The sequence below is a fragment of the Pseudomonas sp. AG1028 genome (genome assembly GCF_007993955.1).
Classification (GTDB): domain Bacteria; phylum Pseudomonadota; class Gammaproteobacteria; order Pseudomonadales; family Pseudomonadaceae; genus Aquipseudomonas; species Aquipseudomonas straminea.
Genome location: NZ_VIVP01000003.1, coordinates 306,024 through 321,808, shown reverse-complemented (window position 1 = coordinate 321,808; position 15,785 = coordinate 306,024). Strand labels below are relative to the sequence as shown.

General features: G+C 64.6%; 11 protein-coding genes. 3 read left to right on the top strand and 8 right to left on the bottom strand.

Annotation, left to right across the window (positions count from 1 at the left end; translation table 11 throughout):
* The first annotated feature begins 180 nt into the window (after window positions 1-180).
* Window positions 181-1,422 (top strand): MFS transporter, encoded by a 1,242-nt coding sequence (locus FB481_RS06715; protein WP_147175615.1) that lies wholly within the window; start codon window positions 181-183, stop codon window positions 1,420-1,422.
* Window positions 1,423-1,457: 35 nt separating this feature from the next.
* Here FB481_RS06715 and FB481_RS06710 read toward each other — a convergent pair whose 3' ends face one another.
* The 3 genes from FB481_RS06710 to FB481_RS06700 are packed head-to-tail and all read right to left on the bottom strand — an operon-like array spanning window position 1,458 to window position 6,397.
* The gene (locus tag FB481_RS06710) at window positions 1,458-3,179 is read right to left on the bottom strand and encodes a J domain-containing protein (RefSeq protein WP_147175614.1); all 1,722 of its coding nucleotides are present in this window, start codon (window positions 3,177-3,179) and stop codon (window positions 1,458-1,460) included.
* Window positions 3,176-4,699 (bottom strand): J domain-containing protein, encoded by a 1,524-nt coding sequence (locus FB481_RS06705; RefSeq protein WP_147175613.1) that lies wholly within the window; start codon window positions 4,697-4,699, stop codon window positions 3,176-3,178. The genes FB481_RS06710 and FB481_RS06705 overlap by 4 nt, the downstream gene beginning before the upstream one ends.
* A gap of 6 nt (window positions 4,700-4,705) precedes the next feature.
* Window positions 4,706-6,397, bottom strand: coding sequence for an Hsp70 family protein (locus FB481_RS06700; RefSeq protein ID WP_093500186.1), 1,692 nt, complete (start codon window positions 6,395-6,397; stop codon window positions 4,706-4,708).
* Window positions 6,398-6,655: 258 nt separating this feature from the next.
* Between FB481_RS06700 and FB481_RS06695 the strand changes: the two genes are divergently transcribed.
* Together FB481_RS06695 and trmA are read left to right on the top strand one after the other, a co-directional pair.
* Entirely contained in the window at window positions 6,656-7,945 is a 1,290-nt protein-coding gene (locus FB481_RS06695; protein WP_147175612.1) for an NCS2 family permease, read from the top strand.
* Between the two features lie 328 nt (window positions 7,946-8,273).
* A complete protein-coding gene (gene trmA, locus FB481_RS06690; RefSeq protein ID WP_147175611.1) occupies window positions 8,274-9,368 on the top strand; it encodes a tRNA (uridine(54)-C5)-methyltransferase TrmA in 1,095 nt (364 codons plus the stop codon).
* 25 nt (window positions 9,369-9,393) lie between these two features.
* Here the strand turns inward: trmA and FB481_RS06685 are convergent, their stop codons facing one another.
* From FB481_RS06685 to FB481_RS06660, 5 genes are all read right to left on the bottom strand, one after another.
* Window positions 9,394-10,629: a M20/M25/M40 family metallo-hydrolase gene (locus tag FB481_RS06685; protein WP_147175610.1), complete on the bottom strand. Its 1,236-nt coding sequence runs from the start codon at window positions 10,627-10,629 to the stop codon at window positions 9,394-9,396.
* 165 nt (window positions 10,630-10,794) lie between these two features.
* Window positions 10,795-12,093 (bottom strand): amino-acid N-acetyltransferase, encoded by a 1,299-nt coding sequence (argA, locus tag FB481_RS06680; protein WP_147175609.1) that lies wholly within the window; start codon window positions 12,091-12,093, stop codon window positions 10,795-10,797.
* Window positions 12,094-12,211: 118 nt separating this feature from the next.
* A complete protein-coding gene (gene argE / locus FB481_RS06675) occupies window positions 12,212-13,360 on the bottom strand; it encodes an acetylornithine deacetylase (RefSeq protein ID WP_147175607.1) in 1,149 nt (382 codons plus the stop codon).
* 217 nt (window positions 13,361-13,577) lie between these two features.
* Window positions 13,578-14,843 (bottom strand): inorganic phosphate transporter, encoded by a 1,266-nt coding sequence (locus tag FB481_RS06665; RefSeq protein WP_093500199.1) that lies wholly within the window; start codon window positions 14,841-14,843, stop codon window positions 13,578-13,580.
* Between the two features lie 38 nt (window positions 14,844-14,881).
* Window positions 14,882-15,562: a TIGR00153 family protein gene (locus FB481_RS06660; protein WP_093500203.1), complete on the bottom strand. Its 681-nt coding sequence runs from the start codon at window positions 15,560-15,562 to the stop codon at window positions 14,882-14,884.
* Between the last annotated feature and the right edge of the window lie 223 nt (window positions 15,563-15,785).

Here is a 15,785-nt window from a genome sequence, read left to right as displayed (position 1 = left end):
TGCTCGCTTCCGCCACTCAGCCGCCAAAGTCGACGAACCTGAGCGTAAAGATAATGGACAGATTCTAAGTACCACGTCGTGGGCAGCGCTGATGAGTTGAAGTCATCAGACAACCTGCATCCAAATGTTACAGCGGTCGTGTTAGGCTGAGCGGCCGTCGTTAGCCGCCTAAGTACTCCAATGTCCGTCCATGGTCAGTTGCTACTGCGTCATCACACGCCTTTTATCCGCTTCTGGCTGGCACGGGTGTTTACCGCCAGCGGCTTCCAGATGCTCACCGTGGCCATTGGCTGGCAGATGTACAGCCTCACCGGCAACGTGCTCGACCTGGGCCTGGTCGGCCTGGTCGAATTTCTGCCCAAGATTCTCTTCATCCTGCTGACCGGCCACGTCGCCGACCGCTTCGACCGCCGCAAGGTCGCCGCGCTGTGCCAATGCGGCCAGGCCATCGTCGCCATCACCCTGCTGGTCGGCAGCAGCACAGGCAGCCTGACCCGCGAGATGATCTTCGTCATCGCCTTCATGATGGGCACCGCGCGGGCTTTCGAAATGCCGACGACTCAGGCACTGCTGCCGAACATCGTGCCGCAGGGCCTGTTTCCGGCAGCCGTGGCCGCGTCCAGCTCGGCGATGCAGACCGCGACCATCGTCTCCCCCGCCCTGGGCGGCGTGCTCTACGCCGTGGCGCCGGCCTGGGTGTATGGCCCGGCGTTGGTGCTGTACCTGATCGCCGTGGGCATGATGCTCAGCCTGCCATCGCAACAGAAGCCGCTGAAGCAGAAGATCTCGGTGGAATCGCTGCTGGCCGGTTTCCGCTTCATCCGCAGCCGCCCGGAAGTATTCGGCGCCATCTCCATGGACATGTTCGCCGTGCTGCTCGGCGGTGCCACCGCGCTGCTGCCGGTGTTCGCCAAGGACATCCTGCTCACCGGCCCCTGGGGCCTGGGCCTGTTGCGCTCGGCGCCGGCGGTAGGCGCGCTGCTGATGTCGATTTACCTGGCGCGCCACCCCATCGAGCGGCGCGTCGGCCCGGTGATTCTCGGCTCGGTGGCGATCTTCGGCGTAGCGACCATCGGCTTCGGCCTGTCCACCTCACTGTGGTTCAGCCTGACGACCCTGGTGCTGCTCGGCGCCGCCGACATGGTCAGCATGGTGATCCGCGGCGCCTTCGTGCAACTGCAGACGCCCGATGACATGCGCGGCCGGGTGGGCGCGGTGAACAGCCTGTTCATCGGCGCTTCCAACCAGCTCGGCGACTTCCGCGCCGGCGTCAGCGCCGCCTGGTTCGGCACCGTGCCGGCCGTGCTGATCGGCGGCTTCGGCGCCATCGGCATCAGCCTGCTGTGGATCAAGCTGTTCCCGGCACTATCTAACCGGGATCGGATTCGTGACCCGTTAGTGGGGGATGAAAAAGCGTCCTAGCCAGATAGCGGGAGTTTGATTCCAGCAAGGGCGCCCTAGGGCGCCTGAGTTTCCGAAGAGGTCTGTTCAGCGTTACGCATCGCTTCGCGTCGCTCGCTTATGCCCTTCATACACTCTTCATGGTTCGTGTAGCCGAGCATCTTACAAGCAGCCTCAATCGATGTAGGGTGCTTTGCCTTTATTTCCCGCTCCTTTTCCTTCCATCCGATAATCATCTTTGACAGCACGAACGCCGCTGCGAAGATCAAGCTCCAAATCAGGAGCTGTTTGCCCAGTGGGGCCAATACAAGCCAGCCGCGGACCAGCCACGCAGCCGGCGCACCACCCCGCGAGGCGACATCGACGAACTGTACACACAGGATGAACGTCGTCAGCGCCAGCACTGTGGACGCAATGGGATCGGCCGCCCAGTGAGCGGTCAGAGCCGCGAATGCCACACCGGGCACGATATGCCTCAACAACAGCAGACCACTGCCACCTCGCCCCCAACGCGGCGGTATCAACCTCAGGCTGATGTCCACGTCGGAAACCACGCACCACCTGGCCAGCCTGTTCCACAGCTTGATAAGCAAGCGGAACACGAACAACAACGCCGTGCCGAGGGCTGCCACCGCAACCACCGAAACGACAAGGTCTTTCGCGCTTTCGGATGGGCTGCTCAGGACGAACATCACCAGGCACAGGTACAACCAGAACAGTGGATACAGCTGCACCCAGCCGTTGCCCGGGTGCCAATCCCGCCACCGCGGCAGATAAGTCAGTCCCAAATCGTTCAGCAGGTCGTCATGATGCTCGACGCGCCAGGCCAGCGCCTCGCAGGCTTGCCAGTCGGCATCGCCGAAGCCATCCACCAACTTGCGGCGCTCGCCTTCGTGCATCGGTTTGAGCAGGAGCCAGACGGCGCGCGACGATGGTGAGCCCGGCTGCTTTTCGTTCAGTGACTGGCGCAACTCGGCGCGTAGCGCCATAGCGCCACGGTGTAAACAAAGCGCCTCCCACCGCTCGTCGTCACAAGGCAGCTGGCCACGTGCTTCGTCCCAGTCGAACAGACGGCATGTTTCATCGAAGAAGTTCAGCGACCAGTCAAGGTTACTTTCAAGCAAGCCCAGCACGCCTTGCTGCAGATAACTGCTGCGATCAAATGGCTGCACCCAGGGCTGCTGTTTCAACTGCCTGATTGACTCGAGCACCGCCTGCTCCTGCCCATCCTCCAGTTGCGAATGCCATTTCCACAGTTCGGCATTGAGCAGGCGCTCGGCCAGAGCGTTCATCGCCGCTATCGGCAGATAATCGGCCTGCCACGGCGTTAGCCAGTTCAGATGAGCCATGGCCCAGCGCACGGTTTCATCAGCCTGGTCGCCAGGCAGTTGAGCGCGGCGCAGCAGTTCCAGTTCGAATGCCCGCTGCTGCCCGGCCTCGCTTGCCTGGAACAGTGCGTCATCAAGCGAAGCACAGCTGTCTAGCAGAGCGGCAACCCACGCCCGATCGTCGTTCTGCTGGATCTCAGCCAACGACGCAATCGGTTGTTGTGCATCGCTAAACGGCACTGGCGTAACAGACTCGTCGAGCGCAAAAGGTGTGTCTACATCCGGAGAACGCTGCGCCCAATCCAACGCCCACTCATAGGCCTCACGCAGCCGCTGGAACGCCTCGGGATCTTCGTCCGGTCGGGTCTGTTTGAGCAGTTGCGCGTAGCGGCGCTTGACGCTGCGAGTGTCGGCCTCGGCGTCCAGGCCGAGCAGTTCCCAGGGGTTCACCACTCGGCCTTCTTGCTGTAGTCGACCTTGAAGGCGCCGGTGCGCCACAGCGACCAGCGCGGCCAGGGCATGCGGCGGCTACCGACCAGGCCGAGAAACAGCACTTCGAGCGCCAAGGCCGCGCCGAACACGACCCAGTCGGAAATCAGGCTCGGGGCGAAGCCGGCGACGATCAGCGCGAACAACGCCGCCGGCAGGCCATGGCGCAGCACCAGCATGCCGGCACCCGCATCACGCCAGGTGGCCGGCAGCAGCAGGCGACTCAGCGGCACGTCGAGGCGCGTCAGGTAACGCGCCAGTCGGCTCCAGCCACGCGACACAATCACCATCCAGGCGACTATCCCGACGCTGATCAGCAGGTCCTTGAAGCCCAGGCCGAGATAGCCGCCCGAGCGCTCCAGGTACACCGACAGCTTCGCCTCCTGCAGCGAGGTGGCGAACATGGCGGTGAACAGCAGCAGCCAGGCGTATACCGCGGCCGGCACCGTCCACTGGCGCGGTTGCCAGCGCCGCCAGTCTTCGTCGATCTGCAGGCCGAGCTGCTCCGGCAACTCGGGGTAGCGCTCGGTGAGCATATGCTCCAGCGCGTCGCAGGCCTGCCAGCCTTCAGCGTCGAAGCGGTCGACCAGCTGCCGCGCCTCACGTTCGCCCATGGGTTTGAGCAGCAGCCAGGCGGCGCGCTCCTCGGCGCGCAACGGCCAGTCCAGCTTCAGCTGCTGCAAGAGGCGCTGGCCCACGGAGTGACGCTCGCAGCGCCAGCACAGCCAGTTCCAGCGCTCGACGGAGCACGGCAGCTCACCGGTGTCCTCGTTCCAGCCGAACAGCCGGCACAGGCGTTCGAACAACCCACCCGACCAGTGATCGGTGACCTCGAGCATCCACACCATGCCGTCCTGCAGCTGCTGGCGGCGGTCGAACGACTGCAGCCAGTCGCTGGCCAGCAGCGCGGTGGCGGCGTCGAATACGACGCGCTCCTCACCCGCCTGCAGGCGCTGCTGTAGGGTTTCCAGCTCCAGGGCCAGCAGCCGCGCGGCCAGCGCCTCGGACTGGCTGCGCGGCAGGTAGTCGGCCTGCCAGGGCGACAGCCACTGCAGGTGCTGCATGCCACAGCGCAGAATGCGCAGGCCTTCTTCGTCCAAAGTGGCGCAACGGGCCAGCAGATGACGCTGCAGATCGGCCTCCAGCCCCTGCTCGCGGGCCTGCTGCAGGGCGGCGTCCAGTGACTCGCTGGCCTGCAGCAGTTGCTCGATGCGCGCATGTGCCGGCTGCTCGGCGGCAGCCACCACAACCGGCTCGTCCGGCACCACTAACGCAGGCGCCTGCCCTCGCTCGGCAGCGTCGTCCCAGGGCTGATCCTGGGCCGCAGCATGGGCCAGCGCCTGCTCGTAGGCCTCGCGCAGGCGCTGGAAGGCTTCGGGGTCCTCGTCGGGGCGGTGCTGTTTGAGCAACTGCGCGTAGCGGCGCTTGATGCTGCGGGTATCGGCGTCGGCGTCCAGGCCAAGCAGCGTCCAGGGATTCATAAACGATCAGTACCCCTGTTCGATAGCATCCAGGCGAGCGGTGAGCTCGCCTCGGGTTTCGCGGATCTGCCGTTCGTCTTGACCTTCGAGGATGGCGGCGAAATGCGCGGCCAGCTGGCCGACGTGTTCACGCAAATCGCCCAGACATTCCTGATACAGGCGCTCCAGGCGCGCCATCAGAGCGCTGTTGACCTGCTGGTCGCGCGGGTGAACCTTGAGCGCCTCCAGGGCGGCGAAACGCTCGGCGATTTCCGCGGGGCTGAGCACACCGGGGTTGTTCTCGATCACCAAGCGGTGGCTTTCGCCGGTCAGCGGTGTGTCCACCTGAGCTTCGAGCAGGCCGTTGATGTCGTAGGTGAAACGAATATCCAGCGACACTTCACCAGCCGGGCGCGGCGGTACGGCCACCTCCAGCTCGCCGAGAAAGATATTGTTGGCCACCAGGCGGCTCTCGCCCTGGTAGATGCGTACGCTGACCTGCTTCTGGTTGTCATGCAGGGTGTACACGCTCTGCACGCGGCTGACCGGCACCACGCAGTTGCGCTCGATGATCGGCATGTAATGGCCGCTCTGCTGCTGGGTACCCACCTGCTTGCTGATCTCCACGCCCAGGCTGTACGGGCAGACATCGGTGAGCACCACCTCTTCGAGCGTGGCATCGCGGGCCTTGAGCGCCGCCTGGATGGCGGCGCCCTGGGCGATCACTTCGTCGGGGTTCAGGTGCATGGCCGGGAAGCGCCCGAAGAGGCTGGCCACCAGCTTGCGCACCAGCGGCATGCGCGTGGTGCCACCGACCAGCAGCACTTCGTCGAGGTCGGCGACCTTGATGCGCGCATCACGTAGGGCCCGCTCGATGGGCGCGCGCAGACGTTCGAGCAAGGGTTCGCAGATGCTCAGCAGCTTGTCCTGGCTCACTGGCAGCGTCCATTCGCGGCCATCCTCGCGCAGCTGGAAGGTCGCCTCCGGCTGTTGCCCAAGGGCATGGCGCACGCGCTGAGCCTCGCGGCGCAGGCGCTGATGAATTGCCGGCTGCTGGTGGTCGGGCAGACCCTGGCCGTTCATGGCAGCGAGGAAGTGGGCGACCAGAACATCGTCGAAGTCCTCGCCACCGAGGAAGTTGTCGCCGGCACTGGCGCGCACTTCCATGACGCCCTCGAACAGCTCCAGCACCGACACGTCGAAAGTACCGCCGCCCAGATCGAAGACCAGAAAGGTCGCCTCGCCCTTCTGGTGCAGGCCGTAGGCCAGAGCCGCAGCGGTGGGTTCGTTGATCAGCTTCTCGACCTTCAGGCCCGCCAGCTCGCCGGCGATGCGCGTGGCCTTGCGCTGGGCGTCGCTGAAGTATGCTGGCACGCTGATCACCGCCTCGGTGACCGGCTGCCCGTAGGCGCGCTCGACATCTTCCTTGAGGCTGCGCAGCACCATGGCCGACAACTCTTCCGGACGGAACGAGCGCGAGCCCAGGCGGGTGCTCTGGGCGCTGCCCATGTGCCGCTTGAACAGCGCCGCGGTGAGGTGCGGATGGGTCTGCAGACGCTCGCGGGCGATATCACCGACCACCAGTTGGTCGTGGTCGTCGAGGCCGACCACGCTGGGCGTCAGCAGGCGGCCCAGGGCGTTGGGCACCAGATGCGCCGCTTCGCCGTCCCAGACGGCGACCAGACTGTTGGTGGTGCCGAGGTCGATTCCGATGATCATGTGCGTTGCAGCCTCCCTGTGCGTGCCAACTCACGGCGCATCAGGCGCCGGACGGGGCGATATTAGAGCGCTCTGACAAGGCCGGGTAAAGGAGGTTTCCCGCGCTTTGCCAACTTGCCGACAGAGACGGCTGCCGCGGCCTGGGGTGGGCTGCTATGATGCCGCGCTTTCGCGGATCGGCAAGGCGAAATGGCACGTGAAGTGCTTTGCTTGCGCTCTGCACACTTCAACGCGCGTTCGCTGCCATCGGAGCTCCGCATGCTGGAAAGACTGTTCCAACTCAACGCACACAACACCAACGTGCGCACCGAAATACTCGCGGGCGTCACGACCTTCCTGACCATGGCCTACATCCTGTTCGTCAACCCGAGCATCCTCGGCGAAACCGGCATGGACAAAGGCGCGGTGTTCGTCGCCACCTGCCTGGCCGCGGCCTTCGGCTCGGTGGTCATGGGCCTGATCGCCAACTACCCGATCGCCCTGGCACCGGGCATGGGCCTCAACGCCTTCTTCACCTACACCGTGGTGCTCGGCATGGGCCACACCTGGCAGGTCGCCCTCGGTGCGGTATTCCTGTCGGCATGCCTGTTCTTCCTGCTGTCGATCTTCAAGATCCGCGAGTGGATCATCAACAGCATCCCGCTGGAGCTGCGCTCGGCCATCGCCGCCGGCATCGGCCTGTTCCTGGCGCTGATCGCCCTGCAGAACGCCGGTATCGTCGCGGCCAACCCGGCGACCATGGTCGGCCTCGGCGACCTCGGCTCGCCTGCCGCGCTGCTGGCGATCCTCGGTTTCTTCCTGATCATCGGCCTGGAAGCGCTACGTGTGACCGGCGCGGTGCTGATCAGCATCCTGGTGGTCACTACCCTGAGCATCCTGCTGGGCGTCACCCAGTTCGGCGGCGTGGTGTCGATGCCGCCGTCGCTGGCACCGACCTTCCTGCAGTTGGATATCGCCGGCGCGCTGGATGTGAGCCTGATCAGCGTGATCTTCGCCTTCCTGTTCGTCGACCTGTTCGACAACTCCGGCACCCTGATCGCCGTGGCCAAGAAGGCCGGCCTGATGCGCAAGGACGGCCACTTGCCGAAGATGGGCCGCGCCCTGATCGCCGACAGCACCGCCGCCCTCGGCGGCTCGCTGCTGGGTACCAGCACCACCACCAGCTATATCGAATCCGCAGCGGGCGTCAGCGCTGGCGGGCGCACCGGCCTGACCTCCATCGTGGTTGCCGTGCTGTTCCTGTTCGCCCTGTTCTTCGCCCCGCTGGCCGGCAGCGTGCCGGCCTTCGCCACCGCCCCGGCACTGCTGTTCGTGGCCGTGCTGATGGCTTCGGGCATGGCGGAGATCGAGTGGAGCGACATCACCGTCGCCGCGCCAGTGGTGGTCACCGCCCTGGCCATGCCGCTGACCTACTCCATCGCCACCGGCATCGCCTTCGGCTTCATCACCTGGGTGGCGGCCAAGACCCTGGCCGGGCGGTTCCGCGAGCTGAACGGAATGCTCGTCGCGCTGGCCATTTTCTGCGTGATCAAGCTGGCGTTGTTCTAAACGCTCTTGGTAGCCCGGGTTGAGCGAAGCGATACCCGGGTAGGTTTCGAGCGCTGCAACCCTGGGTATCGCTTCGCTCAACCACAGGCTGCGTGCTAGCCAGCAGGCATCCGTTCACTGGCGGGCTGAAATCCGCTGATCGGCCATTACGCGGCTCATTGTGGGAGCGCGCCATGCGCGCGATTCGCGGGCATGGCCCGCTCCCACAGGAAATGCATTGTTCGCTCCCACGCTCCGCGTCCCCGCCCCACCAATGATCGACGACACCGGCACGCCGGCAGCGGAATCGCTACAATGGCGCCCCGTTTTCCTGCCCCACGAGTGACCGATGAGCCGTCCCGCATTCGACCCCGCCGCCTACGACGCCCAACTCGCCGAGAAGAAGGCCCGCCTGGTCGAGCTGCTGGCGCCCTTCGCCGCGCCTGAGCCCGAGGTGTTCGACTCGCCGCGCGAGTACTACCGCCTGCGCACCGAGTTCCGCCTGTGGCGCGAGGCCGGCAGTGAGAACCGGCACTACACGATGTTCGAGGCCGGCGACAAACACAGCCCGATCTTCTTCGAAGACTTCCCTGTCGCCAGCCTGCGCATCAACGAACTGATGCCGCGCCTCAAGGCCGCCTGGCAGGCCAGCCCGGCGCTGGGCTTCAAGCTGTTCCAGGTCGAGTTCCTGACCACCCTGACCGGCGATGCGCTGATTACCCTGTGCTACCACCGTCCGCTCGATGACGCCTGGGAAGCCGCCGCCACGCTGCTCGCCGAGGAGTTGCAGGTGAGCCTGGTCGGCCGCTCGAAGGGCAAGCGCATCGTGGTCGGCCGCCCTTACGTGGAAGAGGAGCTGCAGGTCGCCGGTCGCCGCTTCCGCTATCGCCAGCCGGAGGGCGCCTTCACCCAGCCCAATGGCGAGGTGTGCCAGAAAATGCTCGGTTGGGCCTACGACGTACTGGGCCAGCGCGACGACGACCTGCTGGAGCTGTATTGCGGTAACGGCAACTTCACCCTGCCGCTGGCCACTCGCGTGCGCAAGGTGCTGGCCACCGAGATCAGCAAGACCTCGGTCAACGCCGCCCTGGCCAACCTGGCCGACAACGAGATCGACAACGTCACGCTGGTGCGCCTGTCTGCCGAGGAGCTGACCGAAGCGCTCAATGACGTACGCCCGTTCCGTCGCCTGGCCGACGTCGACCTGAAGAGCTACGACTTCGGCAGCGTGTTCGTCGACCCGCCGCGCGCCGGCATGGACCCGGACACCTGCGAGCTGACCCGCCGCTTCGAGCGCATCCTGTACATCTCCTGCAACCCGGAAACCCTGGCGCAGAACATCGCCCAGCTGCACGACACCCATCGCATCGAACGCTGCGCGCTGTTCGACCAGTTCCCCTATACGCATCACATGGAGTCGGGTGTGCTGCTGGTACGCCGCTAGAAAACCGAGATGCAGCGCGAGCACGCTACTGCGCCGATAGCTGGCGAATCAGCGCCACCGTGAGGTAGAGCCGCGGCGCGATGCTCGACAGCTCGATGTACTCGTCATCGGCATGCAGGCCGGCGCCCACCACGCCCATGGTTTCCAACACCGCCGGTTTGTCGCTGCTCGGTACGTAGGCGTAGCCGGCATCAGTGCCGAAACGCATGGCGATCGGCTCGATGGTGCGGTCGATCTTGGCGTAGAGCGCCTGGGCGTCCTTGGCCAGTCGCTCGGATGCGGCATTCTTCGCCAGCGGCGGACGCCCCTTCTCGAGACGCACCGTGACTTCGGTATCGTCGATCAGCTTTTTCTCCACCAGGCGCTGCGCATCGGCCAGCACGCGGTCGCTTTCGCTCAGATCCGAGTAGCGCATGTCGGCCTCGGCCGAGGCGCTGGCGGGGATGATATTGCGCTTGTCGCCGGCCTTGACCATCGTCCAGTTGACCGTGGTGCCCTTGGCCGGATCGCCCAGGTCCTTGAGCTGCAGCATCTGGTGCGCCAGCTCCATCGCCGCGTTACGCCCGGCCTCCGGCGCCGAGCCCGCGTGGGAGGACTTGCCCTTGACCTCGAGCATCACCCCGTTGATGCCGTTGGTGGCGACGGTCACGGCGTCCTTGTCGGGCGGCTCGTACGAAAACACGTAGTCATGCTTGCGGGCCAGTTCGGCGATGATGGTCTTCGAGCCGGCGGAGCCGGTTTCCTCGTCCGGGTTGAACAGCACGGTCAGCGTGCCGAAACCATCGAACTTCTCATCCTGCAGCAGCTTCAGCGAATGCAGGATCATCGCCACGCCACCCTTGGCATCCGCCACGCCGGGGCCATAGGCGCGCTCGCCCTCTACCTTGAACGGCCGTTTGGCGGAAGTGCCCGGCAGGAACACGGTGTCGTAGTGAACCATCAGCAGGAAGGATTTACTGCCGGTGCCCTTGAAGGTGCCGACGATGTTGTCGCCCGCCGACGGGCTGGCCGGGCTGGTCTCGACCTTGGCGCCGAGCGCCTTGAGCCGCTCGACCAGCAGGGCGCTGACAGTCTTCAGCCCCGGCTCCTGACCGGTGCCGGTGTCGACGTTGACCAGTTGCTCGACGGTCGCGAGGTAGGGCTTCTGTTCGGCTTGGGCTTTCTTGAGTAACGCCTCAGGCGCCAGGTCGGCGGCGAGCACGGAAAACGACAGGAATGAGAGCGCGAGGGCGGCGGTAATCGGTGAGCGTCGAATGGGCATGCGCAGTCCTTTATCGAGAGGGTGTCCTTGCAGCCTTGACCAAGATGGCCCGCCTCGCCAGCTGATGGCATCGATTAAGGTCACTGCGCCGCTGAATTACCCCACGCGTCGCTACACAAGATGAAACTCACCCTGGGTGGCGACACGCTCGAAGCTGGCTACGGATCAGAGGCTCTTTTCGAAAATCTTCGAATTGCGCTGGAAGTTGTACAGCGAGGCACGCGCCGCCGGCAGACGGTCGACACTGCTGGGCTCGAAACCGCGCTCGCGAAACCAGTGGGCGGTGCGCGTAGTAAGCACGAACAGGGTGTTGATGCCCTTGGCCCGGGCGCGCTCTTCGATGCGTTCGAGCAGTTCGTCACCACGGCCGCCATGGCGATATTCCGGATTGACCGCCAGGCACGCCAACTCGCCGCAGGTGGAGTCGGCAATCGGGTAGAGCGCGGCGCAGGCGATGATCATGCCGTCGCGCTCGACGATGCTGAAGTGGCCGATCTCGCGCTCCAGCACTTCTCGCGAACGGCGCACCAGGATGCCCTGCTCCTCCAGCGGCGTGATCAGGTCGATCAGCCCGCCGACGTCGTTGATGTCCGCCTCGCGCAGCGACTCGAACTGCTCGGGGTCGACCATGGTGCCGCCACCGTCGCGTGTGAACAGCTCGGTGAGCAGCGAGCCGTCGCCGGTGTAGCTGACGATATGGCTGCGCTTGACGCCGCCGCGGCACGCCTGGGCGGCGGCATCCAGCAGCTCACCCTGGTAGTCACTGCCCAGGCGCTGCACGTGGACCGGCACCTGCTGCGGGCGCAGCTCGCGGATCAACTTGCCGTCCTCGTCGAGCAAGCCCTGCTGGCTGCTGAACAGGATTAGCTTATCGGCGGCCAGGTCAGTGGCCGCACGCATGGCCACGTCTTCGCAGGCGAGGTTGAAGATCTCGCCGGTGGGCGAATAGCCGAGCGGCGACAGCAGCACGATATTGCGCTCGTCGAGCTGGCGGTTGATACCCTTGCGATCAATACGCCGCACTTCGCCGGTGTGGTGGTAGTCGACGCCATCGACCACGCCGATCGGCCGTGCAGTGACGTAGTTGCCGCTGCTGACCCGCAGCCGCGAGCCCTGCATCGGCGAAGCGGCGATATCCATCGACAACCGCGCCTCGATGGCGATGCGCAGCTGGCCGACGGCGTCGATCACGCATTCCAGGGTGGTGCCGTCGGTCACTCGCAGGCCGCGGTGATAGACCGGCCGTTGCCCGCGACTCTCCAGGCGCGCCTCGATTTGCGGGCGCGAGCCGTGTACCAGCACCAGGCGCACGCCGAGGCTGTGCAGCAGCACCAGGTCGTGGACGATATTGCCGAAATTCGGATGGGCCACGCCCTCGCCCGGCAGCATGACCACGAAGGTGCAGTCACGGTGGGCGTTGATGTAGGGCGAAGCGTGGCGGAGCCAGTTGACGTAGTCGTACATGTGCAGCGAAACCCTTGGGAGAACGAAAGAAGCAACGATGGGTGCGAAGCAGCTGGCCTCGCAGGCAGAGGCGGTGCGTTATCGTCGTCGCAATGGCATCAGCGAAATACTCCTCATGTCAGCGCGGGCTCAGGCAGTAATGCTGAATCAGTTGGCGCAGCAGTTGTACCGTGGGGATCAGGCGGTCGGTATCCAAGTACTCGCCCGGCTGGTGGGCGCAGTCGATATCGCCTGGGCCGAGAACCAGGGTTTCACAACCCAGCTGCTGCAGATAAGGCGCCTCGGTGCCGAAAGCCACCGCCTGGGCGGTATGCCCGGTCAGCCGTTCGGCCAGGCGCACCAGTTCGGCGTCGGCGGGCTGTTCGTAGGGCGGCACGGCGGGAAACAGCGGCGCGAAGTCGATGTTCACTTCGTGGCGCTCGGCCAAAGGCTGCAGCTTCTGGCGAATCGCTGCACGCAGCGCTTCGGGCTGCATGCCCGGCAACGGGCGCAGGTCGAACTCCAGGGAACACTGACCACAGATGCGGTTGGGGTTGTCGCCGCCATGGATGCAACCGAAGTTGAGGGTCGGCTGCGGCACGCTGAATTGCGGGTTGCGGTACTCCTGCTGCCACTGGCGGCGCAGTTGCATCAGCTCACCCATCACCTCGTGCATGGCATCCAGGGCGCTGCGGCCCAGGGCCGGATTGGAAGAATGGCCGCTTTGCCCGAGGATGTCGATGCGCTCCATCATCACGCCCTTGTGCAGGCGGATCGGCTTGAGCCCGGTGGGCTCGCCGATCACCGCGGCGCGACCCAGCGGCCGCCCGGCCTCGGCCAGCGCCCGGGCGCCGGACATCGAGCTTTCCTCGTCGCAAGTGGCGAGGATGATCAGCGGCTGCTGGAACGGCTGGTCGAGCAGCGTCTGCACCGCCTCGATGATCAGCGCGAAGAACCCCTTCATGTCGCACACGCCCAGGCCGACCCAGCGCTCACCGGTGTCGGTGAGTTTCAGCGGGTCGCTCTGCCACAGGGCTTCGTCGAACGGCACGGTGTCGCTGTGCCCGGCTAGCACCAGGCCGCCAGGGCCGCTGCCGTAGGTGGCGATCAGGTTGAACTTGCCCGGCTCGACCTGCTGTTTTTCACAGGCGAAACCCAGCTCGCTCAGCCAGTTGGCCAACAGATCGATGACCGGCTGGTTGGACTGATCCAGGGCAGGCTGGGTGCAACTGACCGATGGCACGGCAATCAGCGCCGCGAAGCGATCCTTGAGGGGGAGAAATGACATGGCGGCTCTCTCGGGTCGGTCGCCTCATCATAGAGTGAAGCGTTGCCCGCGAGAACCGCCAATAGAGAATTGCCAGCAGCCGGAGTGATTCGAGGTCTAGCGAGCTAGAGCAATGCAAGGCAAAAACAGGCGAGGAAGCGGAGTGTACTTTCGTACATGAGCATTCCGAGCCTGTTTTTAACGCCGCAGTGCCGACGCGCAGCAGACCGTCAGACGGTCAAAGAAAGATCAGCATGAAGATTTCGAGATAGATAATCGCAAGCGCCGCACCAATCGGCAGGGTCACCACCCAGGAGGTGAAGATCCGCCCAACCACTGCCAGATTGAGCGCACCGATGCCGCGCGCCATGCCGATGCCCAGTACCGCACCGACCAGCGTGTGGGTGGTGGAGATCGGCAGGCCGATGCCGGAGGCGGCGACCACGGTGGCCGCGGTGGCCAGCTCAGCGGCGAAACCGCGGCTCGGGGTCAGCTCGGTGATTTTCTTGCCGATGGTGGCGATCACCTTCCAGCCGTAGGTGGCAAGGCCGATGACGATACCCACGGCGCCCATCAGCAGCACCCAGCCAGGCACCGAGGACTGACCACCGATGGTCATGTCGCCACCTGCTTCGATGACCCCGACCACCGCGGCCAGCGGGCCAACGGCGTTGGAGACGTCACTGGCGCCATGGGCGAAGGCCATGGAACAGGCGGTGAAGATCATCAGCACGGCGAAGACCTTCTCGACGCTGGCGAAGTGGAAGTCCTTGTCGGCTTCCTCATCCAGCTTGATGCGGCGCAGCAGCAGAATACCCAGACCAGCCACCAGCAGGCCGACGCCGGCGGCGAGCAGCACGCTCTGGCTGGTGGTGAAGTTCAGGCCGACGTGCTTGAGGCCCTTGGTGAAGGTCATCAGCGCCAGCATGAAGCCGGTCAGGAACATGTACACCGGCACCCAGCGCTTGGCGTTGCGGAACGGATCCTCGGTATCGAAGATCAGCCACTGCACGCTCATGAACAGGCCGAACGCCAACAGACCGGAAATGAACGGCGTGACCACCCAGCTGGAAACGATGGGCACCAGGCCGCCCCAGTTCACCGCATCGACCGACACGCTGACCGAAGCGAAGCCGATGATCGCGCCAACGATGGAGTGGGTGGTGGACACCGGCCAGCCGCGCAGCGAGGCGACCAGCAGCCAGGTGCCGGCGGACAACAACGAGGCCATCATGCCCAGCACGAACAGGTCGGCGGGAATCACAGAAGCATCGACGATACCGTTCTTGATGGTTTCGGTGACCTGGCCACCGGCCAGATAGGCACCGCAGAATTCGAAGACCATGGCGATCAGAATCGCCTGCTTGATGGTCAGTGCCTTGGCACCCACCGAAGTACCCATGGCATTGGAGACATCATTGGCACCAACGCCCCACGCCATGAACAAACCAAAGCAGCAGGCCATCACGAGGAGTACGAAACCGTAGTCCGCGACAAGAGACATAGAGAATTACCTGTAAACCCAGAAAGGATGCTGGCGGCTCAGCGCGCCAGCAGTTGTTCCAGTCGGTTGCCCACGCGCTCGGCGCGATCGGCAATGTCTCCGACCCAGTCGATGATCCGATAGAGGAACATCACATCGACTGCGGGAAGATCCTTTTCCAGTTTGAACAAGGTGCGGCGCACCTCGATCTGCTGGCGGTCGGTTTCGCGCTCGATTTCCTCGAGCTCCTCGACCATACGCTCGACCAGGGTGGCCTCACGACCGGCGAACCCGGCCTCGAGCAGCGAATCCAGCTCCTTCATCGCCTTGAGTGCCTGGGCACTGGCGTCCACGCAACGCTTTACGTAAGCGAGCATCAGCGGCTGCAGGTCAGCCGGGATGGTCATCGACCGACCAAGCATCAACCCGGCAATATCCTTGGCCCGGTTGGCGACCTTGTCCTGGGTGCTCAGCAGCTCCAGCAGATCGGAACGTGGCACCGGCAGGAACAGGCTCTTGGGCAGGTGCATGCGCACATTCTTCTTGAGCTTGTCGGCCTCGTTCTCCAGGCGCACCATGGCCTGTTGCACCTGCTCGACACGCGCCCAGTCTTCGGCCATCACCGCCTCGAAGAATGGCACCAGATTGGCGGCGCATTCGTGAGCCTTGGCGATATGCTGTTGCATCGGCCCGATCGGTGAGCGGCCAAACAGGCTGCTGATGAACGGATTGCTTGGCATGGGGGTGACCCCTGTCTGTCAAAGAGGCGGCAAGTATACGGATGACATCCAGACCAGACCAGCGCGTGTCATCGCTTGGTAATAAAGTCGCATTTAGTAGCCTATTTCCTGCGAAAAGCTGATCAAGATCAGTAAACATGGCGAGATGAATGTTACAACCATGGAACCTTCGGGCGCTTGCGATGCGCGCCGACCTGCATCCGCCGCGCTTTTCCTCTACCCT